Genomic DNA, 25554 nt, shown 5'->3' with positions numbered 1-25554 from the left:
GGAGTGCCGCACGTGGTCATCGCCCCCGCCCACCGCGAGGTCGTCTTCGCGCCCCGCCTCGACCAGCTGCTGCGAGACCACCGCGACGGCGGGCTCTTCCGGCTCGAACCGGACACCGTCGGGATCGCGGACCCGGAGCTGATGGACGCCGTCCTGCGCGCCCGCCCGGCCAACGCCGAGGAACGGCCGACGTTCAAGCCGGTGCTGGGCCGCGCGGTCACCCGCGCCGAGTCGGCGAGCCTCATGCAGGCACTGGGCGCGGACGTCCGGGCGGCGCTGAAACGGCCCGCCGACCGCCCCGACCTCACCGGCGCGTGGCCGGCCGTGCCGCACGACTACCTCCGCCGGTTCGTCTTCGGGCCGGAGCTCCGCCGGTTCCGCGTGCTCGTCGACCGGCGCCTGGAGCTGACGCCGAAGCTGACGTGGTCGGCCGTCACCGCCGGCGCCGCGCTGGTCCGGCCTCCCGCGCCCGGAGTGCCGTTGTCCACCCTCGCGCGGCAGGTCGTGGCCGCCGAAACCCTGGCCGAGCGGCGCTTCCGGATGTATCTCTACCGCCGGGTCGCCGGGCCGATCTGCTTCACGGTCGCCGCGCTGGTGACCAACGCGGTCTGGCTGGGCGCGCCGTTCGACGACGACGTCCCGAACGAGCACGTCATCAACGAGGCGCTGCGGCTGCTGCCGCCGTCGTGGAACATCCTGCGCGTCCGCTCGCCGGAGTTCGCCGACGTCGACGCTCGCATCACGCCGGGCGACGACGTCCTGCTGCTGCCGCTGCTGAGCCACCGCTCACCGAAGCTCTGGGAGGCGCCGGACGAGTTCCGGCCGCGGCGCTGGGCGGAGCTCGACGCCGACCACCACCCGGGCTACCTGCCGTTCGGGCACGTCAGCGAACGCTGCTGGGGCCGGCACCTGGTGCTGCCGCTGGCGAGCCGCCTGCTCGACGTCGTCCGCGCCGAAGGCCTGGTGCCCGACCCGTCGCGCACCCGCGCGCGCGTCGAGCTCGACGGCCTGCTGGAGCTGGCCGACGTGAAGATCGTCAGCCGGCGTCGCAGCGGGCGCCGTTGAGGGTGAACGCCGTGGGCGCGGGATTGCCGTGGTCGAAGGCGCCGTTCAAGCCGGTGCTGACGGTCGCGCCCGGGGCGAGGGTGGCGTTGTAGGACTCGGCGTTCACCGTGACGCGGCTGCCGCTCTGGCTGTACTTGCCGTCCCAGCCGTGGGTGACCCGCTGACCGGCGGTGAACGTCCAGGACAGCGTCCACGGCGAGAGCGTCGCGCTGCTCTTGTTGGTGATGGCGACGCCCGCGGTGAAGCCGTCGTTCCACTGGTCCGTCACGGAAAAGCGCACGACGCACGGCGCGGTTTCGACCGGGGCGGGCGGCGGCTGCGGCTTGGACTCGGCCGGTGACGTCGCGGTTTGCCGCAGCACGGTCGGGATCGGCGTGGGAGTCGGTTTCACGGGGATCGGCGTCGTCGGACGCGGAGTCGTCGTCGCCGGCGCGAGCGGGCCCGGGCCGAGCGCCGCCTGCCGTCCCGGGGAACTTTCGGAGGTGACCGCGATGAGTACGAGGCTGCCGACCACCACGACGGCGCCCGCGACCGCGGAAACCCACCGGATCCGCCGGCCGGCCCGCTGCTGGTCCGCGGCCGCTTCCCGCGCCCGCTGCTCGAGGCGTTCCCGGTAGCCGTCGCCGGTGTCCTCTTCGCGAGCGGGCGTGGCTTCGGGCGGCCCGCCGAGCGAGCGCGGCGTCGCCCCGGTCTCCCGGAGCAGCTCGGCGACCGAGATCTCGTCGTCCTGCCGCCGATCGGCGCGCGCCATCCTGATCCTCCAGTTCTGCGGCCCGACCGGCGAATCCTAGGAAGCCGCGGCGGCCTTGTAAACCGTGTGCACGCCGCGTGCACCCGCCGTGCACGAGACGCTGATGTCCCGGCGGTTCCCTGGGGCGGTGGCCGGAACACCCCGGCCCGAGCCCAGGAGGTTCCCGATGTCCGACCAGAAGATCATCGCCGTCGTCGGCGCGACCGGCCAGCAGGGTGGCGGCCTGGCCCGCGCGATCCTCGACGACCCGGAGCAGCGGTTCGCCCTGCGCGCGCTCACGCGCAACCCGGACTCGGCGGCCGCGCAGGCGCTGGCCGCCCGCGGCGCCGAAGTCGTCGCCGCGGACCTCGACGACGAAGCGAGCCTCACGAAGGCCCTCGAAGGCGCGTACGGCGCCTACCTGGTCACCGCGTTCTGGGAGTACAACTCCGTCGAACGCGAGCAGCAGCAGGCCCGCGCGATGGCGGCGGCCGCGAAGGCGACGGGGCTGCGGCACGTGATCTGGTCGACCCTGCCGGACACGCGCCTGCACCTGCGCGACGACCGCGTGCCGACGCTCCACGAGCGGTACAAGGTCCCGCACTTCGACGGCAAGGCCGAGGCCGAGCGGTACTTCGTCGAGGCGGGCGTGCCGACGACGTTCCTCTCGACGACGTTCTACTTCGAGGCCTTCGTCGACTTCTTCCGCCCGGTCCGCGACGACGACGGCGTCCTCGCGCTGCACCTGCCGATGGGCGAGGCGCGCCTGCCGGGTATCGCGGCGGAGGACATCGGGCGCACCGCGTTCGGCGTCTTCGCGCAGGGCCCGTCGCTTGCGGGGGAGCGGATCAGCATCTCCGGCGAGAACCTGACCGGCGAGGAGTACGCGGCGGCGTTCGGCAAGGAGCTCGGCACCGACGTCGCCTACCGGCCGACGAGCGTCGAGGCGCTGCGGGCGTCGGGCTTCCCCGGCGCCGACGACCTCTCGAACATGTTCGTCTACTACACCGAGCACGAAGACGTGTTCGCCGGCGCGCGCGACCCGGAGGCGGTGCGGGAGCTGAACCCGCGGCTGCAGGACTTCGCCACCTGGCTCGCCGGGCACCGGGAGGCCTTCCAGGGGCTGTGACGGAATACCGTTCCTTGGGCACCGGTTGCGCTCTGCGTGACCGATGCGATGCGGTTCGAAGTCCTGGGCCCGGTCCGGGCGTGGCGCGGCGACGCCGAGATCGAGCTGGGCCCGCCCCAGCAGCGGGCGGCGCTGGCGGTGCTGCCCCTGCAGGAGGGCACGCCGCTGTCGCCGTCCCAGCTGGTCTCGGCGTTGTGGGGCGGCGCCGAGCCGCGGGCGGCGGTCGGCGTGGTGCGCTCGTACGTGTCGCGCCTGCGGCACGCGGGCGTGCCGATCGAGTCCGTCGGCGGCGGCTACGCGATCCGGCCGGCGTCCCTGGACGTGACGGAGTTCCAGCGCCTGCTGTCTTCGGCGCGTCCGGACTCCTTGCGCGCGGCGTTGCGCCTCTGGCACGGCACGCCCCTGGCCGGGGTGAACGGCGACTACGCGGAGGCCGCCCGCGTCCGGCTCGCCGAGCTGCGCTTGACGGCCCGAGAGGCCTTGGCGGAGGCGGACATCGCCGCGGGCAGGCATGGCGAAGCGGTGGCGGACCTGGCGGAGCTGATCGCCGAGCAGCCGCTGCGCGAGCGGCCCCGCGAGCTGCAGATGCTGGCGTTGTACCGTTCGGGCCGCCAAGCCGAGGCCCTGGACGCCTACGCCCGGACGCAGCGCCTGCTGGAGTCCGAGCTCGGCCTCGATCCCGGTCCCGAGCTGCAGGAAATGCAGCGCCGGATCCTCGCCGCGGACCCTTCGCTGACGCCGGTGTCGCGCCCGTCACAACTGCCCCCGGACCTCCCGGAGTTCGTCGGCCGCAGGTCGGAGACTTCGGCGCTGTCCGCAGCCCTGACCCGGTCGAACGCCTCGGTCCCGGTGCTCGGCATCGAGGGCCTGGCGGCGATCGGCAAGACGACGCTGGCGGTCCACGTCGGGCACACCGTGGACTTCCCGGACGGCCGGCTGTTCCTGGACATGTCGGCATCGGCGGACCCGCTGTCGGAGCTGCTGCACGGAATCGGCGTCACGAACCTCCCGGCGTCCCCGAGCGAGCGCGCATCCCTGTGGCGAACCCGCACAACGGGCCGCCGCCTGCTGGTGGTCCTGGACAACGCCCGCCCGGGCGACGACATCCATTCCCTGCTCCCGGGCCCGGACGGCCCGGCCCTGATGATCACAGCGCGCCGGCGCCTGTTCGACCTGCCGCACGCACACTGGACGAAACTGGGCGCCCTGGATCTCCAGGATTCGGTGGCCCTGCTGTCTCGCGTCCTGGGCGCGGAGCGCGTCAGCCGTCAGCCCGCGGAGACCCGCACGCTGGCGTCCCGCACAGCGGGCCTCCCACAGGTCCTCCAGGCAATCGCCGCACGCCTGGCGGCCCGCCCGAGCTGGACGATGGCCGAGGCTTTGGACCGCGTGGGCCGCCCGGCGCCGGGTTCCCCGGCAACACCCCCGGAGTGCCAGGCGATAGAGAAGCCGTACGAGTCGGCCCTGGCCGAGCTGTCCCCATGGCAGGCCCGGGCATTCGAGCTGCTGTCGGCGTTCCCGGCCTTTTCGACAGCAACGGCATCCGAGGTCCTGGACCTACCCCCGGCCGAGACGGCGACCCTGCTGGAATCCCTGGTGGACGCGCACTTGCTGAACCCATCCGGCCCGGACCGCTACAGCTACCAGGAGCCGGTCCGCATGTTCGCCCGAAGCCGCGCTGAATCGATGCAGCAGATCCGAAACCGGCCGATCATGCCAGAGCCTCCCGGGAGACTGACCCAGACCCCCCTGAACGAGGGCGCGGGGCAGCCGTATACTCTTTCTTCAGCAGGTCCGAGTGGCGGAATGGCAGACGCGCTAGCTTGAGGTGCTAGTGCCCTTAACGGGCGTGGGGGTTCAAGTCCCCCCTCGGACACACGCACTATCTACACCCGGGCTGGTCGTCGCATAGACGGCCAGCTCTTTTGGTTCGTAGCGTAGCTCCAGGTTCAACGCTCGGTACAGGCGGCTCAGCCCAGCCGTGGTTCCGTCGGCCAGCGTTCCGCAGACGTCGCCGAGCTGATCAATCCTCGCGTAGACCTCAGCTTTCGACACGCTCGTGCCTGCCGGAACACTTTCGATCTGTGCTTTCGCGGTGGCTCGTTCGGCCTGTGCCTGGTTGATGGGGTCGACGAGTGCTTCGGGCTCGACCCCGGCCGCGATGGCGGCCTGGTACCGCTGAAGCCTTGCCTCCGCGTCCGCCAGCCTGTTTCTCACCGCGTCCAACGCGCCACTGCCGGCCTGATTGCCGTCCGACCCGAGTAGCGCGGCCGCCGTCCGGTCGCGGTTGTCCGGGTGGAACAGCTCGTGAAGCCATCCGCTGAGCGCCTCGACGACCACGCCTTCGCGCAAGTTGACCGTCTTCGGATGATCCGCCAGTGTCAGTGAGCCGGGCGCCATGGTCCGCGAAGTACAGCGGTAGTAGGCGCCTTTCCGGATCGTGGCGCCTTGCATCTTCCGGCCGCAGATTCCACATCGGACCAGTCCGCGCAGGAGGTAGGACCGCGCGGTCTTCCGGGCGCCTCGCTCGGCCTTACGTGCAGTCTTCAATCCGCCGGCCGACTTCGACCGACGCAAAAGCTGTACCTGCGTGAAGGTCTCCACGGACACGATCGCCGGATGCGCCTGCTCGCGCGACCGTACGATCCGGTCCGGCGCCGCGCGCTTGAACCGCACCACGTGGCCCGCGGCGACGTCTTCCGGGTCGAGCAACGTCTCATGTTTCGTCCAACGCCCGAAGATCGCGTAGCCGGTGTATCGCGGGTTGTCCAGGATCGCCCGCACCGAACTGCCTTGCCAGCCGTCCGCGAGCCGGTGCCGGTTCTGGTCCGGCCGGTGCGCGGAGGGACAGGGAATGCCGTCCCGGTTGAGCAGGTTGGCGATGGCGCGATCGCCGTTTCCGTCCAGGTACTCGGCGAAGATCCGGCGGACCACGTCCGCCGTCGTCTCGTCGAGCGCCAGCACTCGCAGCTTGAACCCTTCTGCAGCTTTTCGCGGGTTCGGGTGCGGACCGCTGTCGACCACCACATAGCCGTACGGCGCCCGGCCGCCCTGGTGCCGTCCTTCGTTGATTACCTGGGCGTCCATCGCGGCGCGGACGCGCGCCTGAACATGCTGCCGCTCGGACTCGCTCATTCCGCCGAGCACGCTCATGAGCATTTTGTGCGACGGGTTACGCGGGTCGTACTTCCCACCCAACTCCGGCACCCACAGATCAACCCCGTAGGCGGCGAACTTCGGCGCGATAAGCGAGAACTGGTTGCCGAACCAACACCGCGTGCCCTCGCCGACGACGATCCCACCCCATCCGCGGCGCGGATTCTTCAACTCGGCGAGCAGCCGCGCGCCCTCGGTTCGCCGTTCCCACGGGACGGACCGCGACTGCCCGATGTCGAAGAACTCTGCGACGATCTGACCGCCGAGCGGCTCGACGAACTTGCGAGCGTTCCCGAACTGCCAGCCGCGCGAGGTCTCCGGGTCCTGGTTGTCCTCGGTCGAGCACCGGCCGTAGCCCGCCAGGTTCCCGATCCCGTCGTCTGCCACGTCGGCGACCTCAAGGCCCAGGATGTCATCCAGCGTTGCCCACGGATCACTGATGATTTCAGCTGCCACGGTTCATCTCCTCCGCCGGAACGTCGAGCACCGGCACCTCAGTAACCTCGATCAGAACGGCCAGCAGTGCACGCGCGACCGCAGGCGTCAGCTCAGGCAATCTCGCAGGTAGGATAACCCGGATCTGCGGCTCTTCGGAATGGGCAGCGCTCATGGCTCGCCGTCCTCGTCTGCCGCCCCGGCGCCAGTGGTCGCGCGGCTGATGGAACTCCTGATTTCAGCCGTCAGATACCCGCGTACCTGCCGAATCTCGCCATCCTCGCCGGTCACACGGTCACGCGTCGGCCGGCACCCCAGGGCGGTCATCTCTTGGGCGAACGTCTTGCGGTCGATCTCCAGGGCGTCGAGCAGTTCGGCCGTGGGCACGAACTCCCGGCCGTCCGGGCCGAGATCGTCGCCCAGGTACTCGACGATCGAAGCGAGCAGTTCGGGCAGTTGAACCGTGTCAACGGGCTGACCTGCACCGATTGCCTTGACCGCCGCAGCGTGGTCGAGCACCGGCGTCGCGTCCTGCCCGGCCGCGTGCCCGGTCAACGTCCCGGCCGCCTCGCGCAGTGCCCGGCCTTGCTCGCAGATGGTCCGCCAATCCTCGTTCGGCATGTAGTAGGTCCGGACCGTCATTGCCAGCACGTCGGCGCCGGCCGCAGTGTCGCCGTCCGGCCGCAGGATGCCCACGCCCTTGTGTGAGGGCAGCAGCCGGGACGAGTCGAACCCGCGCGTGTTCATCTGCTCGCCGAGCACGATGTTCGAGTCGCGCCAGTCCATCACCCGCAGGGCGAACCGCGACCCGAGCACCGCCCGCAGCCCGGACGGGATCGTCTTGGAGTCCGGCCGCTGCGTGGCGAGCACGAGCACGATCCCCGCGGCCGGTCCCTTCTTCGCCAGCCACGTCAGCAACTCGCCGATGTACTCACCCGCAGAAAGCTTCTTTCCTTGAACGTCAACGGGTGTGCGGTCTTCCAACGGAACCTGGACCTCATCGATGAAGATCGCCGTAATCGGCATGTCCAGCGCCTTGTCGCGGGACATCTCCGGCGTGACCTTCGACTCCGGGCACGTCAGGTCGTCCAGGTCGCGCATCCGCCGGAACCGCGTCTGAACCTCGCCGACCAGCTCAATCAGCCAGTCCACGAGCGCCAGGACGTGTTCGGGCTCGTCGCCGGACATGAAGCGGTGAGCCACCAGGCCGGCCGCGTCCCAATCCTTCCCGGCTTTGAAGTCCGCTACGTACAGCCGCACCCACGCGTCCAGGATGAGTCCAGCCGCCGCGAGCCGGGCGGCAAACGTCTTGCCCTGCCGCGGAATCGCACCCACAAGCAGCGACGTCCACACCAGCGGAAGGTCGATCCGCCGGTCCCGCGCGTCCCGTCCGAACGGGATCGGCCGCCACGCGTCCCACTGCGTCACGCCGAGCAGCGGCGTCCGCAACGGTGGCGAGCTGTACGGGTCTTCGTCGGCAACCCACATCGACACTCGCCCGGCGTGCCCGCCATTGCCCCGGACGCGCTCCACGATGAGCTGTACCTCATCGACGGCAAGCGCCGACGCCAGCGCGTCCCGGTTCTTCACCACGTCGGCCGCCTTGCGGGTAGCAGGGAGATCGACGGTGACCGCCCAACCGTCGCCGACGCGCGTCGCACGTTCGACGAGCCGCAACGTCTCGTCCTTGCCGATCAGCTTCGCGTCGCGGAACGCGTCCACCAGGACCTGCGGGTCCATCGTCCACGTCAACGTCCGTGGCCCGGCAAGCGCTGGCTTACGGCCAGGACTGCCGTCCTTCCTGCGCCCGAGGATCGCGAGCGCCACTGAGGCAGCGGCTCCGCCGATCCACAAAGGATCGGTTCCGTACACGAGATCGACGAGGGCGACAGCCACAGCCGTTACGACCACGACGGCACCGGTCACCTTCCACCGGAACAGCGTGAGCGCCCGGATCTCCGTGAACTTGTCGGCGAGCTTCTCCGACTCCTCAGCGGCCGTCCGGTAGTCCCGGACGGTCACCCAACCGCGCCACCACCGCGCGCCGACCACGACACCGCGCACCACGGCACCGAGGAACCGCAACGGCGACAGCACCAGCCACACCACGGCATCCTTGAGCGCTTGCCTCGCCTGCGGCTTGTTCTTCAGCCACAGCGGCACCCGCGGCGAGTGCAGCCACCACAACACGAAGCGATTCCTCTTCGGTGCGCGCGGGCGCGGCTGCGGCAACGAGTCGTCGATCAGCTCGCCGTCGAGCACAGGATCGGCCTTGACCGGCAACGAGTCAGTCATGGGCCACCTCCGCCCGCAGCGCCCGCGCCAGCCGGGGCGACAGACCACGTGAGCACCCGGTTGCCCGCCGCACCCACGCCGGCGTGATCTCGACGTCCGGCGTCCACATCTCCCGAGCGATAGCGAGGTAGTCGGCGAACAGCACGCGCCTCCCGCCGGTCTCCTGCTGAACGGGACGCCGTTCAGCAGCTACCAGTACGGCATCGGTCAGCTTGTCCCGCAGGTCAGTGATCGCCTCGACGGCGACGAACACGACGAGCGGCGGCACCGAATGCAGCACAATCGCGGCAGCTTCCCCGGCCGCGAACGACGTCCAGGTGTTCATGACGTACGTAGCCGCGAGCGTGAACCACTTCGCCCGCCGCACCCACGCGCCCGTCTTGACCTGGTACCGCGCCGTCACCTGCTCAGCCCGCAGGATCGCCAGCAGGACGAGCGAGACGGTCGGGTCCAGCACCCACGCAGCCAGCCACGGCAGCGACCCCGGCCGCGTCCCGGACGACGCGAAGCCCTGGACATTAGTCATCGTGAAGGCCAGCCCGAGCACGATCCCGGACCAGCACATCCAATCAACCTGCCGCCGAACACGCTCGATCCGCAGCGCAACGACGTCCGGATCGGTCTGGTAAGCGCGCACCTCCGCGGCTTCGGCCGCGTCCTGTGCGAGCCGTTGGGCCCGGTTCATCGCCGACCACCCCGCTTCGAGGTGTCGACCGTGGTCACGGTCATGGCGCGGGTCAGCGCGTAGGACGCGAACAGCGCGGGCAGCCCGAGCACGGCGAACAGCAGCCACGGGCTACCCGGGTGAGCGATCACCACCCACTGGACGGCGACGATCAGCCCGGCATTGAACAGCACGCGCCCGGCGAGCGACACGAGCCGGGCACCGCTCCGAGCGGATTCGGCGGCGGCCTTCGCCCGGCGGGAACCGGCCCGCCAGACCCAGAACAGGACGATCAGCACGCCGACACCGGCGAGGATCTGCGTGGGCGTCACAGTGAGTCCGTTCATCGGGCACCCCGCTCGAACCGCTCTCCGCGGCGCAGCCAGTGCGGGTACAGCGCGCGCCGGTCATCGTCGGTCATCGCGCCCCAGACGCCGACCGTGTCGACGCCGGCCGTCCGAAGCTCCAGTTCAAGGCACTCGTCCTGGACCGGGCAGCCGCCGCACAGCAGCTTGGCGAACTCGCGGTCATCGCGAGCGTCCGGCGGGCCGGCCTCCGACGGCGTCATGCAGGCTCCATCGCTGGTCACGACGTCGCGCAGGACATCGGTGGGCACCCACCGCAGGCGATCGAGTCGCCATGCGATGCCGATCAGCCAGAGGTCGTCGGCTTCCATGCCGCACCTCCGTCCTGAAGCGCCTTGGCCAGCTCGGTGGACGAGACGCGCAGCCCGGAGCGGCCCAAGGTGGCGCGGAGCATGCCCGTCCGGATCGCCCGGCTGACCGTGTTGCGGGAGACGCCGAGAATCCACGCGGACTCGGGAATGGTGTGAAAGGTCGTTTTGGTGTTCATGAGAGAACCAATCTGTTGATTTCAAGACTATGTTGTTGATTTCAGCTCTTCACTGGACGTGTTTGTCCGACGCGCGGCAGGCAATGCGCTATGCGACGCGATGAAAGCTCGACGAACCGCTAATCTCGGCGCTGAGGCGGAGCGCGGAGGAATACGTGACGGAGGACTGGGCGGCAGTCGCCAAGGCGATCAACATGCGCGTGAACGAACTCGGCTGGAGACAACGCGAGCTTGCCGAGCGGTCGCACGTGTCGCAGGCGATCGTGCGCGAGCTCCAGCACCACACGGTGGAGCGTCGTCGGAGCGCGCGGACGCTCGAAGCCTTGTCGACGACGCTGGGCTGGCATCCGCAGCATCTCTTGGCCGTGCTGCAGAATCGCACGCCGCCGCACCCGGACGAGCCGGCCGACGACGGCCATGAACTGTGGTCCCGGCTGGACGCACTCGAACAGCGCCTGGCCGAGATCACCGACCGGCTGGAGGACGTCCAAACGAGCCTCGCGACCGTGGTCGAGCACGTGAAGCCGAAGCGTTAGCGACTGGGTGAGTGAGGTGTTTTCCATGCCTCTAATTCAAGGCCGGAACGGCGTCGCAACCCATGCACAAGCACCGCAGGACCACTGCACAACCACCGCAGATCAGCGACATTCGGGAGCGCAATGAGTCCGGCCGGGGGATGGACGGGGCGAACAGCGGTCGCATTGCAGTCGGCATTGCGCCTCAGCCAAGAGCGGTTCGCCGAACACCTCGGAATCAGCGCGCGCACAGTCGCGTCCTGGCACAAGAAACCCGACCTGCGGCCGCAGTCAGAGATGCAACAGGTCCTGGACACCGCCCATGAACGGGCGTCGGAAGCTGAGCGCGCCCGCTTCGCCGAGCTAATCGGCGAGGGGCCGGCCGTCGACACGACGGAGGCCGACCAGCGACTTGCCGCGGACCCCCACATCGGCGCGGCTCTCGAATGGCTCGACCGGCACGCGCACTGGACGCCTGGCACCGCGCGCCGCGCCGTCGCCGAGCGAGTCGCGAGCGTCAACGTCCAAGACCTCCACGACCGCGGCACGCGACGCGGTTGGGTCAGCCAGCGCGACGTCGCGGAAGCGCTGGCCACCTACTACGGCAGCCGGCTCGACGACCACGGCCTGTACACCGCGCGGTGCGGCGAGCTGGCCATGAACACCAGCGTCCTGACCTGCGGAGACTGGCTGGACCTGGACTGCGAACTGCGCCCGCCTCATGACCGGTTCCGCGTCCCAAGTGCGCAGCCTGAAGCCGACCTGGACCTGGACGACCACGCTGCCGGCCGCGCCGTTCAGCGGCTCGCCGAGACGCTGTCCATGAACACCCGGCTGACGGACAGCCCGATCTACCGACTGACGAGCACGGACATCCGTGAACACCAGCTCGGCGGAACGTTCGGCATGTCCCAGTTCGTGCACTACGCGTTGACGGTCGACTTACTCGAAGGCGAGCTGGTGGACGCCGTGGCGACCGGCTCGAACGCCATGCCGCTCCGGGACCGCTACTTGCCGGATCTCCGGTCGGTGCTCGACGTCGGCGACCGGCTGTGTGCGGGTGGCGTACTCGCGCTCACCGCGATTGCCCGGCCCGCTGACCCGTACCGCGGTGAAGCGGATTACCTGCTCCTGGTCCAGGAGCGGTCCGGCCACGTGCTCAACGCCGCGCGTCGGCTCGCGGTGATCCCGAAGGGTTTCCACCAGCCGCTCACCGACGTCCGCCGGGACGCGCAAGTCGGCATGACGCTGCGCCGCGAGATGGAGGAGGAGTTGTTCGGCCGCCCGGACATCGACAACACGCGGGGCGACATGCTGGCGGCCGACCCGCTGCACCCGACCAAGCTCACCGAGCCGATGAGCTGGCTCATGGCGGAGCCTGGCCGTCTGCGGATGGAGTGCACCGGGTTCGGCCTGAACCTGGTCAGCGGGAACTACGAGTTCGCCAGCCTGATCGTCATCGACGACGAAGAATTCTGGGCACGCTACGGGGGAGTGGTGGAAGCAAACTGGGAATCCGCGACTCTTCGTCAGTATTCGACTACCGACGCGGAACTCGTCACCGAGTTGCTGGGTGATGTAGCGTGGAGCAACGAAGGATTGTTCGCCATGGCGCAAGGACTTCGACGTCTTGCGCAAATCGGCGGAGAGCGTGTGAAACTACCCGAGATCGAATGGGAGATCAGCCAGTGAGCGACGGTTGGACCGCCGGCAACGCCAACGACGACGCGGCCGAGACACGTGGCTGGCTGGTCGGGCACTTCATCGACCCGTCGCAAGGTGTTCGCGCCTCTAAGGACGTGGAAGTCAAGTGGGCCAACCACCCTGCGGGAGACAAACGTCCTGAGTGGACGTTCGACGATCAGCGGACCACGCTTGTGATGCTCGTCTCCGGGGAGTTCCGCGTCGAAGTAACCGGCGGCGGCAAGATCATGAATCGGCAGGGCGATTACGTGATGTGGGGTCCAGGGGTTGACCATTCCTGGGAAGCATTGGCGGATTCGGTGGTCCTTACTGTCCGCTGGCCGTCAGCAACCTAATTCGACGGCGGGAATTCTCACTCGATCGCCGCCTATCTCGGCTAGCCGACGCAAGCCCTGGAGAAAAGCGAACAACCCCTCATTGCTCCAGGTTTCGTCGCCGATCAGCTCGCTGATCAAGTCGCCGTCAAGCGTCGAGTACTGCCGCAGCCCGGCGGCCTCCCAGTTCGCTTCGACGTCGCCACCGAACCGCGGCCAGAACTCCTCATCCTCGATCACGACCAGGCTGGCGAACTCGTAGTTCCCGCTGACCAGGTTGAACCCGAACCCGGTGCACTCCATCCGCAGCCGGCCGGGCTGCTCGCTCAGCCAACGCATTGGGGCAGACAGCCTGCTTGGGTGCATCGGATCGGCGGCGCGCTGTGTTCCGGTCGTTCGGTCGACGTCGAGCCGTCCGAAAAGTTCCTCTTCCAGTTCGCGCCGCAACGTGGCACCGATCCGCGCGTCGGAACGATGGTTGGCAAGGGGTGCGTGGAAGCTCTTCGGGATCACGGCCAGTCTCCGCGCGGTGTTCAGCACGCGTCCCGACCGCTCCTGGATCAACAGGAGGTAGTCCGCATCTCCGCGGTACGGGTCGGCCGGCCGGGCGATCGCCGTCAACGCGAGGACTCCACCAGCGCAAAGCCGTCCCTGAAGGTCGAGCACAGAAGGAAGATCGGGCAGGTACCGGTCCCGGAGCGGCATCCGGTCGCGACCGGCCGCCAGGCTCTCGTGTAGCTCGCGTTCGAGAAGGTCAACGCTCAGCGCGTACTCGACGAAGGGCACCACGCTGACCTTGCCGCCGACCGTCCCCGGTCGAACCTGCACGTCCGTGAGCCGGTAGAGCGGCACGTCGGCGATACGGACGTCGTGGGCCGCGGCTTCAGCCAGCCTGCTAACCGCGGCGGCTGCGTCGACCTGCTCGCGCCACGCCTCGCCGTCGGCCGACAACGCCAGCTGGTCGCCCTCAAACGTCAAGGGGCAAGCCAAATCCAGCCACTCCGGTCGTGTCAGGACGCTGGTCGCTATCCCAACCGGCCCGCATCGCGCGGCGTACTGCGCATGACCAGGAACCGAATCGCCGTAGTAGCTCGCCAGGGTCTCAGCGACGAGACTTCGCCCGGTCGTAGCTACACCATGCGACCTCGCTGGCGCAGCCGATGCGACTCGCGTGCGCGTAGTTCCTGGGAGCCACCCGACGTGCCGATCCAGCCAGCCGAACGCAGGCTCAAGCCCCGACCGGGGCATCGGTGTTTCCTGGGGCAGGCGCAGACCGATCAGCTCGCGCAACTCGTCGGCGGAGCGGCCGAGCACCTTGGCCAGCTTCGGCCACTGGTAGGGCAGGGGCGCATACTCGCCGGCTTCCCACCGGATGACGGTCGACCGGTCGACGGACATCACCTCGGCGAGCTTCTCCTGAGTCAGCCCGGCCGCCTTGCGAGCTGAAACAAGCTCTTCGCGCCGACGAACGCTGACCATCCGAACACCTCGCTCTGCTGACAGTGATCACAGCCTAGCAGGCATATCACCTGGTAGAGCCGGTGACCGCCACATCTTCGCCACGAAACACCGACGTTTGCGCTCTGGGCGTGGGCGGGTCCTCCGACTTGGATGATTTCAGCACATCCGGCGACCAGGGGGCGAACGTGACCAGTGGCGAAAGCGGCTCGCGGCCTTCGCGCTTGTACGTGACCTGGCACCGCAGCGTGGCCGACAACCTGGACCACGCCGTCACCGACGAAGACCTTGCCGACGGCATCGCACACCAGACGGGCCGCTACTACTCGCTGTGCGGCCGCGAAGCGCTGTTCGACTCCTGCCTGGTGCCTCCGGGCCGTCGGTGCGGCGCGTGCAACGTGCTGGTCCGGCTCCGCTCGACCCCGCCGGCGCCCGAGCGCACGTGCCACAGGAAGCCGTCGCGTTGGCGTCGCCTGTTCGGCCGCCTCCAGACTCCGGCCGACCTGCCACCGCGTCCGCCTCAACGCGTGCGGGCCATTCCTGAGCAGGGCGGCCGGACCACCACGTCGGCGGGAACGGGCGCCGCCCCGACCGCGCCCGTTCCCGCCGATCGCCACGCCCGGCGAGGCGCCCGATGACGGTTCGTCTGGTCATCGCACGCCCGTTGCCCGGCACGGTTGGCGAGTCTCGCCGCGTCGTTCATGTGTTCCCGGTCCCGGCGGAGGAGACCACGCTGGAGCGACTGACCGCGTACTGCGGCGAGGCGTTCGGTCCTGGCGAACTTGAGTTGCTGGAACGCCCGGTCGGGATGCCCTGCGTGACCTGCCTCCGGTGTTCGCCCGGGCCTGGCACTGCCGAACTACCGGCGGGGGAGCGATGACGCCTGGCGGACACCCCGAAGTGCCTGCCGCTCAGCGGGACCTTGACCCGCTGCTGCTCCTGCCAGTCCGGCTATTCGTTGCGTGTCTGTTGGCTGACATGCGCTGGTGCGAAGACGTCGCCGTTCGGAGTGCGTTGAGCCTTAGCAGGCAGAGCTTGGCGCAGCACGCCGAGAGTCTGCGCGCGGCCGGGTACCTGGAGACCCGGACCGTAGGTTGCCGATCCCAACTCCGCCTCAGCACTCTCGGACTCGACCGGCTGACCGAGCACGTGACTGCGCTCCAGACGATCGCGCGCACGGCCGCCGAACTCGTCGCTGCGCAACGCGCCGGCCTCCGGTCTCCAATGCGTCCAGAGTCGTAAGCGTCGCGGTGGCTGTCGGCTGCGTTGCCGCGGACATGGATCAGCTTGTCGGGGCGGCGATGATCTGGTGATTGACGATCAGAGAGACGCGCGTCCGCCCGATCTTGTCCCTACTGAGATCCCCGTCGACGTCGTGCGGGAGCTTGCGCTCCGCTATGCCGCCGGGGACACCCTCGAAAGCCTAGTTGCGCGCTATCCCTACAGCTATCGCAAGATCCGCACCACCTTGATTGACGCTGGCGTCACACTGCGTCCTCCGCGGATTCCGCTGCCGCCGACCCCGCCCGGGCTGGTCAACGCCTACCTCGATGGGCGTTCGATCCGCCAGCTCGCGACTACCTACGGCATGTCCTACAACCAGACCCGCAACATCCTGCGCGCCGAAGGCGTCGAACTCCGCCGCCGCGGTCAGCCATGATCGACCGTGTCACGCCCTGAGCCGTGCACGCCCTGATACAGCTCTGCCGCCTACATCTACACCCCTGCCTCCGAACTCATGGCGGCCCTGTGCTCTGCGCATCCGACTCGCTGTGACGGGCGCCCGCCGACGACTCAAATCCTCTTTCGCTAGGGCTGCTCGGGACGGCTGTGACGGGATTCAGCGGACCCGTCACAGCCGTCACAGCTGATGTTTCCGCAGGTCGAACCGCATCTGCGGCCGTCACGTGCCGTGTGACGGACGGACGCCTCGCAGGACGGGTTGTGACAGCTATTTTCGTGACAAAATTCGTGACAACGGGTACGTTTACCGCGTCGCCGTCACGAAACATGTCACGAAATCTATGGAGGGCGGTATGGCCGAACCGGTCTGCGCTGGCTGCGGCAAGATGTTGCCTCGTCCGAGGGGGCGGGGGCGCCCAGCGATGTACCACGACCCTGCATGCCGCCAACGTGCCCGACGTGCTCGGCTCGCCGCCGATCCTGCCCGTACAAACTTATTGGCCTTGCTCGACCGGGCCGGGCGTGCTGTCGCCGGCGCGCGCCGCGCCCTGACGTCCGGCGACGATGCCCGCGCCGCGCTCGCCGAGCTGGCCACCGTTGCCGAGTTGGTCGAAGCCGCTCAGGCGACCGAAGTTCTTGTCACACCTCACGCGGAGATGGACGGCGTGTCCTCGCATGCTGCGGAACCGACTGTCACGGAATCCGTAACGAAATCTGCTACGTCGGAGACCCGCTCAGTCACGCGTGCAGACGTGATCGACGTGGACACGGTTCGGGTCGAGCGCGGTAAGGACTTCGAGGTCTCAGGCACCTACCGCGTACTGGCTGGCGATTCGATCCTGCTCGGCTACCTTGGGCGAGTCCGACGCCGAGGCTGGGAAGCCCGAACCGCCGCAACAATGGTTGCCGTGCCCGGCGGACCGTGGCGTACGCGCCAAGACGCGCTCGTTGGCCTGCTGCTCAACGGCGGCATCCGCATGGCAGAGGCAAGGAAGCAGTCGAACTGATCCGCCGCTACGTGCTGACAGTCATATCCGTCCAACTTTGGATCTTCGAAAGCTGGGACGGATAGCTGGTCTTTGGTGTCCATGTGTTGGTTTTGAACGCTTCGTCAACTGGACAGTATATCTGGCGACGTTCTCGGCGCGGCTCCCATCGAGCAGGCTAGAGTGGAATTACGATTTGGGCAAGCAAGTAGTTGAAACTAGTGCGGGTCAGGAGAAGGTGTGGGAAATTTCATCCGCCGGGAACGATGGCTAATATTTTTTGCCATCTGCGTGGGAGGTACTTTGCTGGTGTCCTTGGGTATTGCTTACAATAAAGATTCGAACTGGTGGGCCGCATGGGGGCAGTGGATCGGCGGACTAGGCACTGTTGCGGCGATCTGGACTGCCGTCGAAGGATGGAAGAATTCGGACAATCAGATGCTAGAGCAACGGAAGTACGAAGCGAACCTCCGTGAACAGGAAGGCGCTTCGCTGTTTAGTGTGTGGATTGACAAGCCGGGGATGGAAGTTGGTCGCCTCTTCTACTACAACGCGGGGAATGCGGCGGTATTCAATGTATGGTGCGAAATATACGAAGGCGCCGACCTATTTCATCGGTTCCTTGAGCCGTCAATTGGACCAATGGCTCAACCCCGTGAGTCTGGCGAAAATGCTCGCATCGAAGACGGAATTGATCGGGTTTCACGAGAGCGCGCGGCAAGTTTGCAAACGGAGGGATTTGGTGGAGTTGATGCGACATTCAGCTTTCGTCTTGGACTCGTCGGCGCCCTAGGTGTCCGTTGTGAATTCAAAGACTCTAACGGGGTGACGTGGACGCGCGAAAGGAATGGAACGCTTAGTCGAGAGGCTGCAATTACAAAGGATCTGGCCAGACTTGCCGACGAGGCCTCTTTGCGTGCTGACCTCAAAGCGTCAGAAGTTCGCGAGAGTTAGTCGAATTTCGTCTATTTTGGCCATTCGTACGGTAGGGCGTCGACTTCTTTCGCGGCAGTCAAACATCTTGTATTGCGAACAATATTTAGTTGCACACATGGAGTATGATACCTTCGAACTTACTTGAGAGATTGTGAGTGCCCGTTGAGGTCAGAGTCCTGTGAGCATCTTCAGGTGGATCTGTTAAGCCCTTGGGAGATCATCCGAAAGTACTCCTGTCAGACATGTAGCGCAATTCTGACTTGCGCCTGTGACGCACAATTGGCAATACGGGTGCTTCCGCATCAGGCATTGCAGGGAGTTGACGACTACAGTGGTGCCCGTGTTCCCGTCACGAGCCCGCTCGTACCAAATATATGTGACGAGTGTCGAGGTTGCTCGCTTAAGGCCTATCCGAGGTCTGCGATCCGTGGTGCGATGACGAAACTTCGTCGATATTATTGGCGTGAGATCTCTGTAGGCGCACACCTACGGTTTATTGAGTGGTGCGACGAGGAAGGCATAGCTACGCAAGACGAGATCGGAAACTCACTTGTACTCAATCTTGAGAGTCAGTATAGGGATCAGTTTGAGAAATTCGAGCGAGAGGCGATCGAAAAGGCGGCTCAAGTGCATAAGACTCGGCCAAAGTATGTATATGATGAGCCATCGGATGCGGAGATCATCGGGGAATGCGAAGTTCGCATACTAGCTTATAAAGCTACATACCTAAGCCCTACTCGTGATCAAGTGCTCGTACTTCCACTGGGCGGCACCGACCCAGACACGGCCAAGCCCGTTGAGGAATTTGTGGCGGAGCATCTTCGGGCGGAAGGTCGGGAGGTCATGTTCTGCGAATCTCTTCCGTTTCAGGCGCTGTTTGGCTGTCTGATGTGGATGTGGGTGCAGGATCACGCTGATCCGCTTAAACGGCCGGCTGGCTTCGGTGGTCGTCCGGGCGAAGGTGGTGGCGAAGATCAGCTGATCTGGACGATGCTTCCATCGGACTTCGGTCGCCGATCGCATGCCGATCGGCGACAAGTCGAGCTCGGCCAACATCTCGACTTCATTGGCGAAACAACTGAGGATTTGCTTCGGGTGTTTGACTATTGGCGAGAATACTCTCGCCCATTGAGGCAGTATCTATGGGCTTATAAGCCCGAAGACGAGAAGCGAGCTCGAATGATTATTCGTGTGCTAGGTGCTCGAAGGGTCAAGCTAGTTTTGCGGTGGCTTGCTGAATCTTATTGGTCGAGATACTTGGGTTGGCCTGATCTACTCACTTGGCGTGAAACTTCGAGTGGCCCCGATGACGTCCTGTTTGTCGAAGTAAAGTCGAGTGGTGACCATCTCAGTGGTGATCAGCGTACTTGGATACAGGAAAATAAGACTCACCTTGGTTTTGAATTTGCGCTTGCCAAAGTGCATCGTACTGCGAAACTTCCGGTCGATCCCCTGTGAGTACTTGCTGAAATCTAAGCCAATTCATCAGGTTCTTCTATGTAAATGCCGCCAAGAAAGTCAACTGTCAAATTGATCCACCTTTTCATGTTCGTGACGGTGTAGCCAATACCTCCAATCTTCTCTAGCTTTGCGTCGTCATATTCTTGACGTCGCTGATGTGCGCCTATTCCCTGGAAGGCCATCGGCATCAGCTTGACCTGGACTATATCTGTGTAGTTCGACTCTGTGATCCAACTTGACTTGCCCATTGGGAAGAATCTGTCAAAAGTCTCTAGTGCGCTCGGTATATCTGCGCTAGGTAGTCCGGAATATTTACTCATCCATTCGAACTCGGTCTCCTGGATGTGCCGGAGGTAGAACCCTCCCCATCCCCAAAGGAACTGCTGCCAGAACAGCGCGTAGAGGTGAAAGTTGCGTTGCGCTGACAGCCATGTGAGAGCTTCTCGAAAGGTCTGCGGGAGCAGCCAGTACGCGTTCCACTCGTCGGAACCGGACTCCAACGAAGACTCATACCCGCCTGGATAAGTGCAACAAAGATTGACTGCTGCCCGCAAGATCGCGAGCCTTGCTCGATGCTCTGCATACAGGGAAGACTGAAGTATGTTGTGGTTTCCCTGTATTAGAGCCTCTCTGATAAGTGCATTCTGTTCCAGGGCGGGATTTGGATCATATGTTCCGTTCTGCAACTCTTGCGCTGCAGCTAATGTTAGCTTGGGATGATCCTTGTATGCGCCGTAGAGCATCTCTAATGTTTCGACGTGTGTCTCAGTAAAGAATATTCCATCGTTTACGAGGCGATGGTAGCGGAGGATCTCTGTGGGGCCAATGGCTTCCGGTCTCACTTTGATGTCACTGTGTATATTCTTCACCAGTTTTCGTTCAACCATGCTAGAAAAGCGCCACAGGTTTACTACGGCACTGCTTGAAGGTGAACCCAGTTCGGCTTCCTCGAAGATCTGAGAAGCTCGTGCGAAATCGTCAAGGTGAACAAAAGAAACGCCCATGCGCGATGAGCGCAATTTCACGCGGCCTACGTCTTTACTTTGATCTCTAACGACAAAGAAAGCACCTCTTGCTTGGTGTAAGTATCTCATCCATCCGACTACCTTGAATATGTCGGTGTAGCCCCACTTGCCACCTTTTGCTTCGACAATTATCGAATCTGGATGTTTTTCTGTGTATCTGGTTGCGACAATGTCGAGTTCGAGCACATCATCGGGATCGCGCTCCACAAGACTCTTCTCGACATAGTAGCCAGAGGCATGAAATAGCGCGGCGACGTAGTCTTCAAGATCTGTTCCAGCAGCTGGGACGTCGGTAAGTCGGATTGCTTTTTGCGGCATCAACGTCCTCCTTGTGCTGACTGCTGGGCACTCGTAGTCGTCTCGATGGTGGCGAGGACGCTAGTGTGTGCTCCTCTGCTTGCAGTACATGTCGCTGCTTGGACGCATGCCGTTACATCATGTGAGGAGATCGTTATTGACCATGCAAGAGCCATTCGGCTAGATCTTGAGCGGCGCTGTCATCGAACCCGCCTATCGGCCAAGATTGGACGGCTTCAGTTATTGGCCACAACGGAGTTAGCAACTCTTGGAAGTCTTGACGCACCTCAAAGTCAAAGATCCCATCCTCGAATAAGATAACGACCTGGAATATTACGCGATACGCGGTGAAGGTAACGCAAAGACCGTTTGGTTCATTCGGCTTTGTCTTGTCGCGTGCTGCGAGCGTTAAAGGCCTCAATCTTGCGGTGGCAAGTTGTGTCGGTGCTACGAAAAGGCTTGCTGTCACCCATACCCCTTGCGATGGCTTTCGGCTCACGCGAAGATCGTATGCTAGACCTCTTGGAATCAGGGGGGTTTCGGACAAGCTGTCGAATAGAATAGACATCTTAAAGGCCCATGTTGCAAGTATTTCTTGGTCCGACTTAGTTAGTTCGATGGGGTTCTTCCACATTTCGAGAATCAATGGCTTAACATCGTTCTCAAGTACGCTCATCCATCGCGTATTGCAGTTGAGGCATACGCTAGCCATGGGGCCGGCGTTCGGTGAGACCTCGCGCCCTTTGCCGTTCTGAGCAAAACGAGCGCCTCGTGAGATGAACTGCCTCTGCAGCCACTCTGGCCAGACGTGTTCCTTCGTTAACTGAGACCAATCGAGCCGATCGCAAAAAACGCAATTATCTGGCTGGGATGGTAAATGTAGAGGTGGAATGTCTTGATGTCGAGAGTGTTCGACGTACATCTCGCAGAGGTCTGATACGAAGGTGAAATCACCCGATCTGATTCGCCGCGCGGCTTCATGGGCACAGTCGAGGTGGGACGTGCCGAGAAGAAAGATCGTCTCATTCGGAACGTCCTTACGGCCAGCCTGTAATGCGAGCCCCGCTTGCACCGGGTAGGCGATCAGCCAGCTTCCAGAACGCGTGCCGACTATCTCGACCCATCCTCCGCGGCTCCGTTTGACGAGGTTAGCGCAGCCTAAGCATGGCTCCCGCTTCCAGTCGGGCGCCAACCGAGGATGTTCCTGTGAGGTCACCTACTGATTGTGGACCAGAGGATCGTCGTGAGCCCGTAGCGCCCGCGGCGCGTCAGCGTTCGAGTAGCAGCCGTGTAGATAGCGAGCAAGATCGTCCGGCACGCTGAGGCTGCACGTGCCCCTCGATTGTCGGTGGCTTGAAAGCGCTGCTCGTGCAGCCGCGGCGTCGGCTGACGTCCGCCCAGCGCGACGGTGCGTGTAGCATCCGAACACCGCTCGGCGACTCGCTTGATGTGACAGATTACTCGCTGCTGCCGATGCTCGATGACCTGGCCAGGCTTGAGAGAGAGCTAATCGATGCTGCCCGCGCCGGCGACACCCCTGTGGGCTCTGGACTTACGGTCGAGGAACTCGCCGACGACAACGATCCGGCACATGAGATCCGGGCGCGGCTATTGCGCGAGATGCTGTTAGGTCAGCGCGGCACTTTGGACCCGAAGGGAATAAAAGTCCAAGGTGCGAGGATAACCGGCACGCTGGACCTCGACAATGTCGCTGCTTGCTCTGGATTGAGTGTAACCTCCTGTGTTGTCACTAGTGCAATCACTGCGAGGTATGCGAGCCTTCCCTGGCTTCGCCTCGCACATTGTCGTGTCGGCAATGTTCATGCTGATGGCATTCGAGTCATATCGGGCATGTGGCTCGACAGTCTTCGCGTTACAGGAATTGGCGGCACGGGTGCGATCCGACTTCCTGGTTCCCATATTGGCGGCATGCTAGACTTGAGTAGAACTGAAATAATTAATGAGACTGGTCCTGCGCTATTCGCGCCCGGCCTTCGCGTTGATGGCAACATATGGTTGCGTGATGCCCAGCTTGGTGGCGTAAGTGAGCGGGGTGCCATCCAACTCTTCCGGGCTCAAGTTGACGGTGCACTAATCGTGCGCGGCGCGGAGATAATGAATCTTGTGGGACCTGCCATGTCCGCCGATCAATTGAGGGTCGAAGCCGGATTGAATCTCGACAAGGTGCACGTTATCGGTGGCGGCATGCACGGTGCAATACGCCTCATTGGCGCGCAGATCGGAGGTATGCTAAGCGTGTTGGAATCTGAGTTAACTAATGTCGAAGGTTTGGTGCTAGATGTTGAAAATACACGCGTTGATTCGAAAGTCTTTCTTCCGATCACTGTGATCTGTTCAGAATTCCTGACTAACAACTCGTGTGATCGTTCTAAGCGTGTGGATATCAACGGATTCAGATTTGGTGCGCTTGAAGTAATGCCATATCGAGCCATGCCGTGGCAAGAGTGGCTACACCTTATCCGCTGTCACACGGAGGCATATCGACCCGGTCCTTATCAGCAGCTGGCAGCCGCAGAGCGGGCTGCCGGTCACGATGGCAATGCCCGCCGGATTCTGATAGCTCAGCAGAGGGACCTTTATGATCGAGCGCCGAAGGCTCTGGGCAACTGGTTGACTCGGCGGTTCCATTGGCTCTGGGGTGTTCTTGCGGGCTACGGTTACCTGACTCGACGCACTGCTGCGGCACTCCTAATCACTCTCGCAGTCGCTGGCGGCCTTGGTCTGTGGGCCGGGCACGTCACCGACGGCGGGCATCACATCGCCGAGCGCACTGGTACCTTCACCGATCCCACTGGTAGGCCGTGCACAAGTGTGGAATTGATCGGCCTGGGCTTGGACAGGGGCCTGCCGCTGGCAGCGACCGGCGTCCGCAACCGCTGCGATCTCAACCCGGACACCAACTTGGCCGCGAAGTTCACTGTTGCGATCTGGCTCACGCAGGCCGTGATCTGGGGGCTAGCGACGCTGGCTCTTGCTGGCTACACCGGCCTCGTGCGAAGGACCACCTGAGTTCAAACTCAGACTCTCGACCCGCGAGCCTGCCGTGGGTCTCAGTCGAGGATTAGCCGTGTAGATAGTGAGCAAGATCGTCCTCGGACACAGTATTACCCCACGGATCGCGGAACGCGATCTTGAAGCCGGGTTGATCGTACCTCAGCTCGAATCGATGTTCTGCAGTCGCCATCCTGCGCTGCCACAGACGATGAACTGTCCCGAGCCTCGTAGTGCTGTGGCGACGCGGCTGCCTCGTGTCCGAGCGGACTCCAGCGTGGCGTGGCCGTCACCGTCTTGAACGCCGAGCCGGACGTGGATCTCGTCCACGAGGTGGTCTTCGCGGATGTAGAGTGTCTTCGGCCGAGGTTGGCCCGCGCGTTGGGTGCTGGTGTGGCCGTGACGGCAGCGGTACGTCGGTCGCCCGTGGTTCCAGTGGGAGTCCAGTCGCCGGTTGCAAACGCCGCAGTGGATGAGCCCGGCGAGGGCGAATCGGCGAGTCTGACCGTCGTCGGCTGGGCGCGCTGCCCGGACTTGCTGCGCGGTGACGAAGTCCTGCTCCGTGATAAGCGCCGGATGGGCAGCCTTTGCCGACAGCGCGGGCGTTGAGGCTGGGCCTTCGGTGTCGGTGGCGCGGCGGTTCCAGGTTTGGCGGCCGGTGTAGCGCGGGTTTGCCAGGATGACGGCGACGGTGCGTAGGGTCCAGGCACTGCGGGTTCGATGCCGGTTGCGGTCTGGATCGGCGCTGGACGGACAGGGGATGCCGCGCTCGTTGAGGTGTCGGGCGATGCTGGCGACGCTGTGCCCGGCGAGACGCTGGCGGAACATCCAGGTGACGTGGGGTGCGGTTCGTGGGTCGGGGGCGAGGCGCTGGAGGCGTCGGCCCCAGCGGGCGTCGGCGGGGTTGGGGTGCGGGCCGGCGTCGACGAGTTGGTAGCCGTAGGGTGGTCGGCCGCCGAGGTAGCGGCCTTGTTGGGTGGCCTGGTTATGCATCGCCGCCAGCACCCGGTGGCGGGCGCGGAGCACTTCGCGCTGCGACTGGGTCGCGAGAAGCGACAACAGCGCTCGGTGATCGCGGTTAGCGAGATCGACTGGACCTCCTGTCTCGGGCAGCCACAGCTGGATGCCGTGCCGGGTGCACCAGGCGTAGAGGGTGGCGAACTGGGTGCCGGTGAAGGCGCGCTCGTATTCGCCGACCACGATCGCATCGATCACGGATTCTGGACCCGAGGCCGCGGCCATGAGCTGGGCAGCCTGCGGTCGCTGTCGCCATGGGACGCGGCGTGAGGTGCCGGCGTCGAAGTAGGCGGCGGCGACCTGGCCGTGGCCCGCGACCAACTCATCGGCCATGTCGCGTTGCCACCCTTGTGACGACACGCGGTCTTGGTGGCGGGTGGTCGAGGTCCGGCCGTAGAAGGCGAACCTCAAGCCACTGCCATGGTCGGGGCGGGTAGAGGTCGTGGTTGCCAGCTTCTTGCCGTTCATCCACTGCGCCAGCAGGTCGGCCGCGCCAGCAGGTGGTGCGGCCACCTGAGGCAAGGGCGGGTGCGGTGGGATCACGTTGGACGGATGTCGCGGCCGTTGGGTCATGACGGCGCGCTCCGAGCGGTTCATCCGATCAGCGCAGTCGCGATGCGTCATCGAGGACTGTATAACGCCCTATGCGGCGACGATCTACAGTAGTTCCGCTGTCTGCTGGGTCCGCATGGCGCTCGACTGGCGAAACGTTATCGATTTCCTTCGAGGGGTTGTAACAGCGGATGGCCGACCGCCGACCCATCAACCGTACGTAGCGGTGATCGTCGATCTTGCCGGGCGGAGCGGGATTTACTGGGCC

The 25554-nt window shown here is 64.9% G+C and carries 23 protein-coding genes and 1 tRNA gene; 13 read left to right on the top strand and 11 right to left on the bottom strand.

Annotated elements, in window-relative coordinates:
• Positions 1-12: 12 nt before the first annotated feature.
• Positions 13-1065 carry a cytochrome P450 gene (locus QRX60_RS45830; protein ID WP_285997727.1) on the top strand — a complete coding sequence of 351 codons (1053 nt, stop codon included), beginning with the start codon at positions 13-15 and terminating at the stop codon, positions 1063-1065.
• Here QRX60_RS45830 and QRX60_RS45825 read toward each other — a convergent pair.
• A complete protein-coding gene (locus tag QRX60_RS45825; RefSeq protein WP_285997726.1) occupies positions 1037-1816 on the bottom strand; it encodes a cellulose-binding domain-containing protein in 780 nt (259 codons plus the stop codon). The genes QRX60_RS45830 and QRX60_RS45825 overlap by 29 nt on opposite strands.
• Positions 1817-1982: 166 nt before the next feature.
• Between QRX60_RS45825 and QRX60_RS45820 the strand changes: the two genes are divergently transcribed.
• From QRX60_RS45820 to QRX60_RS45810, 3 genes are all read left to right on the top strand, one after another.
• Positions 1983-2924: an NmrA/HSCARG family protein gene (locus QRX60_RS45820; protein WP_285997725.1), complete on the top strand. Its 942-nt coding sequence runs from the start codon at positions 1983-1985 to the stop codon at positions 2922-2924.
• A 36-nt stretch (positions 2925-2960) separates the two neighbouring features.
• The gene (locus QRX60_RS45815; protein ID WP_285997724.1) at positions 2961-4751 is read left to right on the top strand and encodes an AfsR/SARP family transcriptional regulator; all 1791 of its coding nucleotides are present in this window, start codon (positions 2961-2963) and stop codon (positions 4749-4751) included.
• Positions 4717-4800, top strand: a tRNA-Leu gene (locus QRX60_RS45810). Before QRX60_RS45815 ends, QRX60_RS45810 begins: the two co-directional genes overlap by 35 nt.
• Here the strand turns inward: QRX60_RS45810 and QRX60_RS45805 are convergent.
• Genes QRX60_RS45805 through QRX60_RS45775 form a run of 7 tightly spaced genes read right to left on the bottom strand, consistent with a single transcriptional unit; the run spans position 4782 to position 10326 of the window.
• Complete coding sequence (locus tag QRX60_RS45805; RefSeq protein WP_285997723.1) at positions 4782-6536, bottom strand: recombinase family protein; 1755 nt, start codon at positions 6534-6536, stop codon at positions 4782-4784. The genes QRX60_RS45810 and QRX60_RS45805 overlap by 19 nt on opposite strands.
• Positions 6526-6690: a hypothetical protein gene (locus QRX60_RS45800; RefSeq protein ID WP_285997722.1), complete on the bottom strand. Its 165-nt coding sequence runs from the start codon at positions 6688-6690 to the stop codon at positions 6526-6528. Before QRX60_RS45800 ends, QRX60_RS45805 begins: the two co-directional genes overlap by 11 nt.
• The gene (locus QRX60_RS45795; RefSeq protein ID WP_285997721.1) at positions 6687-8810 is read right to left on the bottom strand and encodes an FtsK/SpoIIIE domain-containing protein; all 2124 of its coding nucleotides are present in this window, start codon (positions 8808-8810) and stop codon (positions 6687-6689) included. Before QRX60_RS45795 ends, QRX60_RS45800 begins: the two co-directional genes overlap by 4 nt.
• Positions 8803-9495: a hypothetical protein gene (locus tag QRX60_RS45790; protein ID WP_285997720.1), complete on the bottom strand. Its 693-nt coding sequence runs from the start codon at positions 9493-9495 to the stop codon at positions 8803-8805. The genes QRX60_RS45795 and QRX60_RS45790 overlap by 8 nt, the downstream gene beginning before the upstream one ends.
• Entirely contained in the window at positions 9492-9821 is a 330-nt protein-coding gene (locus QRX60_RS45785; RefSeq protein WP_285997719.1) for a hypothetical protein, read from the bottom strand. The genes QRX60_RS45790 and QRX60_RS45785 overlap by 4 nt, the downstream gene beginning before the upstream one ends.
• On the bottom strand, positions 9818-10150 hold the full coding sequence (locus tag QRX60_RS45780; protein ID WP_285997718.1) for a WhiB family transcriptional regulator: 333 nt from the start codon (positions 10148-10150) through the stop codon (positions 9818-9820). The genes QRX60_RS45785 and QRX60_RS45780 overlap by 4 nt, the downstream gene beginning before the upstream one ends.
• Positions 10126-10326, bottom strand: coding sequence for a helix-turn-helix domain-containing protein (locus QRX60_RS45775; protein ID WP_285997717.1), 201 nt, complete (start codon positions 10324-10326; stop codon positions 10126-10128). The genes QRX60_RS45780 and QRX60_RS45775 overlap by 25 nt, the downstream gene beginning before the upstream one ends.
• A 155-nt stretch (positions 10327-10481) precedes the next feature.
• Here QRX60_RS45775 and QRX60_RS45770 point away from each other — a divergent pair, with 155 nt between their 5' ends.
• From QRX60_RS45770 to QRX60_RS45760, 3 genes are all read left to right on the top strand, one after another.
• On the top strand, positions 10482-10862 hold the full coding sequence (locus QRX60_RS45770; RefSeq protein WP_020640049.1) for a helix-turn-helix domain-containing protein: 381 nt from the start codon (positions 10482-10484) through the stop codon (positions 10860-10862).
• Between the two features lie 123 nt (positions 10863-10985).
• Complete coding sequence (locus tag QRX60_RS45765; protein ID WP_285997716.1) at positions 10986-12533, top strand: helix-turn-helix domain-containing protein; 1548 nt, start codon at positions 10986-10988, stop codon at positions 12531-12533.
• Positions 12530-12880 carry a cupin domain-containing protein gene (locus QRX60_RS45760; RefSeq protein ID WP_285997715.1) on the top strand — a complete coding sequence of 117 codons (351 nt, stop codon included), beginning with the start codon at positions 12530-12532 and terminating at the stop codon, positions 12878-12880. Before QRX60_RS45765 ends, QRX60_RS45760 begins: the two co-directional genes overlap by 4 nt.
• Here the strand turns inward: QRX60_RS45760 and QRX60_RS45755 are convergent.
• Positions 12869-14338 (bottom strand): helix-turn-helix transcriptional regulator, encoded by a 1470-nt coding sequence (locus QRX60_RS45755; protein WP_285997714.1) that lies wholly within the window; start codon positions 14336-14338, stop codon positions 12869-12871. The genes QRX60_RS45760 and QRX60_RS45755 overlap by 12 nt on opposite strands.
• A 128-nt stretch (positions 14339-14466) precedes the next feature.
• Between QRX60_RS45755 and QRX60_RS45750 the strand changes: the two genes are divergently transcribed.
• The 5 genes from QRX60_RS45750 (at position 14467) to QRX60_RS45725 (ending at position 19380) form a co-directional block, all read left to right on the top strand.
• The gene (locus tag QRX60_RS45750) at positions 14467-14955 is read left to right on the top strand and encodes a hypothetical protein (RefSeq protein ID WP_285997713.1); all 489 of its coding nucleotides are present in this window, start codon (positions 14467-14469) and stop codon (positions 14953-14955) included.
• 671 nt (positions 14956-15626) lie between these two features.
• Complete coding sequence (locus QRX60_RS45740; RefSeq protein ID WP_285997711.1) at positions 15627-15977, top strand: helix-turn-helix domain-containing protein; 351 nt, start codon at positions 15627-15629, stop codon at positions 15975-15977.
• A 526-nt stretch (positions 15978-16503) separates the two neighbouring features.
• A complete protein-coding gene (locus QRX60_RS45735) occupies positions 16504-17007 on the top strand; it encodes a hypothetical protein (protein WP_285997710.1) in 504 nt (167 codons plus the stop codon).
• 219 nt (positions 17008-17226) lie between these two features.
• The gene (locus QRX60_RS45730; RefSeq protein WP_285997709.1) at positions 17227-17940 is read left to right on the top strand and encodes a hypothetical protein; all 714 of its coding nucleotides are present in this window, start codon (positions 17227-17229) and stop codon (positions 17938-17940) included.
• Positions 17941-18357: 417 nt separating this feature from the next.
• A complete protein-coding gene (locus tag QRX60_RS45725; protein ID WP_285997708.1) occupies positions 18358-19380 on the top strand; it encodes a VRR-NUC domain-containing protein in 1023 nt (340 codons plus the stop codon).
• Between the two features lie 14 nt (positions 19381-19394).
• Here the strand turns inward: QRX60_RS45725 and QRX60_RS45720 are convergent, their stop codons facing one another.
• Positions 19395-20726, bottom strand: a complete 1332-nt coding sequence (locus QRX60_RS45720; protein ID WP_285997707.1) for a PDDEXK family nuclease — start codon at positions 20724-20726, stop codon at positions 19395-19397.
• A 1332-nt stretch (positions 20727-22058) separates the two neighbouring features.
• Between QRX60_RS45720 and QRX60_RS45715 the strand changes: the two genes are divergently transcribed.
• Positions 22059-23735 (top strand): hypothetical protein, encoded by a 1677-nt coding sequence (locus QRX60_RS45715; RefSeq protein ID WP_285997706.1) that lies wholly within the window; start codon positions 22059-22061, stop codon positions 23733-23735.
• Between the two features lie 144 nt (positions 23736-23879).
• On the opposite strand, the gene QRX60_RS45710 is transcribed toward QRX60_RS45715, so the two are convergent.
• Positions 23880-25358, bottom strand: a complete 1479-nt coding sequence (locus tag QRX60_RS45710; RefSeq protein WP_285997705.1) for a recombinase family protein — start codon at positions 25356-25358, stop codon at positions 23880-23882.
• Between the last annotated feature and the right edge of the window lie 196 nt (positions 25359-25554).

The sequence above is a fragment of the Amycolatopsis mongoliensis genome, from assembly GCF_030285665.1.
Taxonomy (GTDB): domain Bacteria; phylum Actinomycetota; class Actinomycetes; order Mycobacteriales; family Pseudonocardiaceae; genus Amycolatopsis; species Amycolatopsis mongoliensis.
The sequence above is the reverse complement of the archived record's forward strand: the minus strand, read 5'-3'. Positions and strand labels throughout refer to the sequence as shown.

Bases quoted from the DNA above. Each gene is read 5' to 3' on its own strand.
- QRX60_RS45825 (WP_285997726.1), bottom strand. From the start codon at position 1,816: ATGGCGCGCGCCGATCGGCGGCAGGACGACGAGATCTCGGTCGCCGAG.
- QRX60_RS45820 (WP_285997725.1), top strand. From the start codon at position 1,983: ATGTCCGACCAGAAGATCATCGCCGTCGTCGGCGCGACCGGCCAGCAG.
- QRX60_RS45800 (WP_285997722.1), bottom strand. From the start codon at position 6,690: ATGAGCGCTGCCCATTCCGAAGAGCCGCAGATCCGGGTTATCCTACCT.
- QRX60_RS45795 (WP_285997721.1), bottom strand. From the start codon at position 8,810: ATGACTGACTCGTTGCCGGTCAAGGCCGATCCTGTGCTCGACGGCGAG.
- QRX60_RS45790 (WP_285997720.1), bottom strand. From the start codon at position 9,495: ATGAACCGGGCCCAACGGCTCGCACAGGACGCGGCCGAAGCCGCGGAG.
- QRX60_RS45785 (WP_285997719.1), bottom strand. From the start codon at position 9,821: ATGAACGGACTCACTGTGACGCCCACGCAGATCCTCGCCGGTGTCGGC.
- QRX60_RS45780 (WP_285997718.1), bottom strand. From the start codon at position 10,150: ATGGAAGCCGACGACCTCTGGCTGATCGGCATCGCATGGCGACTCGAT.
- QRX60_RS45775 (WP_285997717.1), bottom strand. From the start codon at position 10,326: ATGAACACCAAAACGACCTTTCACACCATTCCCGAGTCCGCGTGGATT.
- QRX60_RS45765 (WP_285997716.1), top strand. From the start codon at position 10,986: ATGAGTCCGGCCGGGGGATGGACGGGGCGAACAGCGGTCGCATTGCAG.
- QRX60_RS45755 (WP_285997714.1), bottom strand. From the start codon at position 14,338: ATGGTCAGCGTTCGTCGGCGCGAAGAGCTTGTTTCAGCTCGCAAGGCG.
- QRX60_RS45725 (WP_285997708.1), top strand. From the start codon at position 18,358: ATGACGAAACTTCGTCGATATTATTGGCGTGAGATCTCTGTAGGCGCA.
- QRX60_RS45720 (WP_285997707.1), bottom strand. From the start codon at position 20,726: ATGCCGCAAAAAGCAATCCGACTTACCGACGTCCCAGCTGCTGGAACA.
- QRX60_RS45710 (WP_285997705.1), bottom strand. From the start codon at position 25,358: ATGACGCATCGCGACTGCGCTGATCGGATGAACCGCTCGGAGCGCGCC.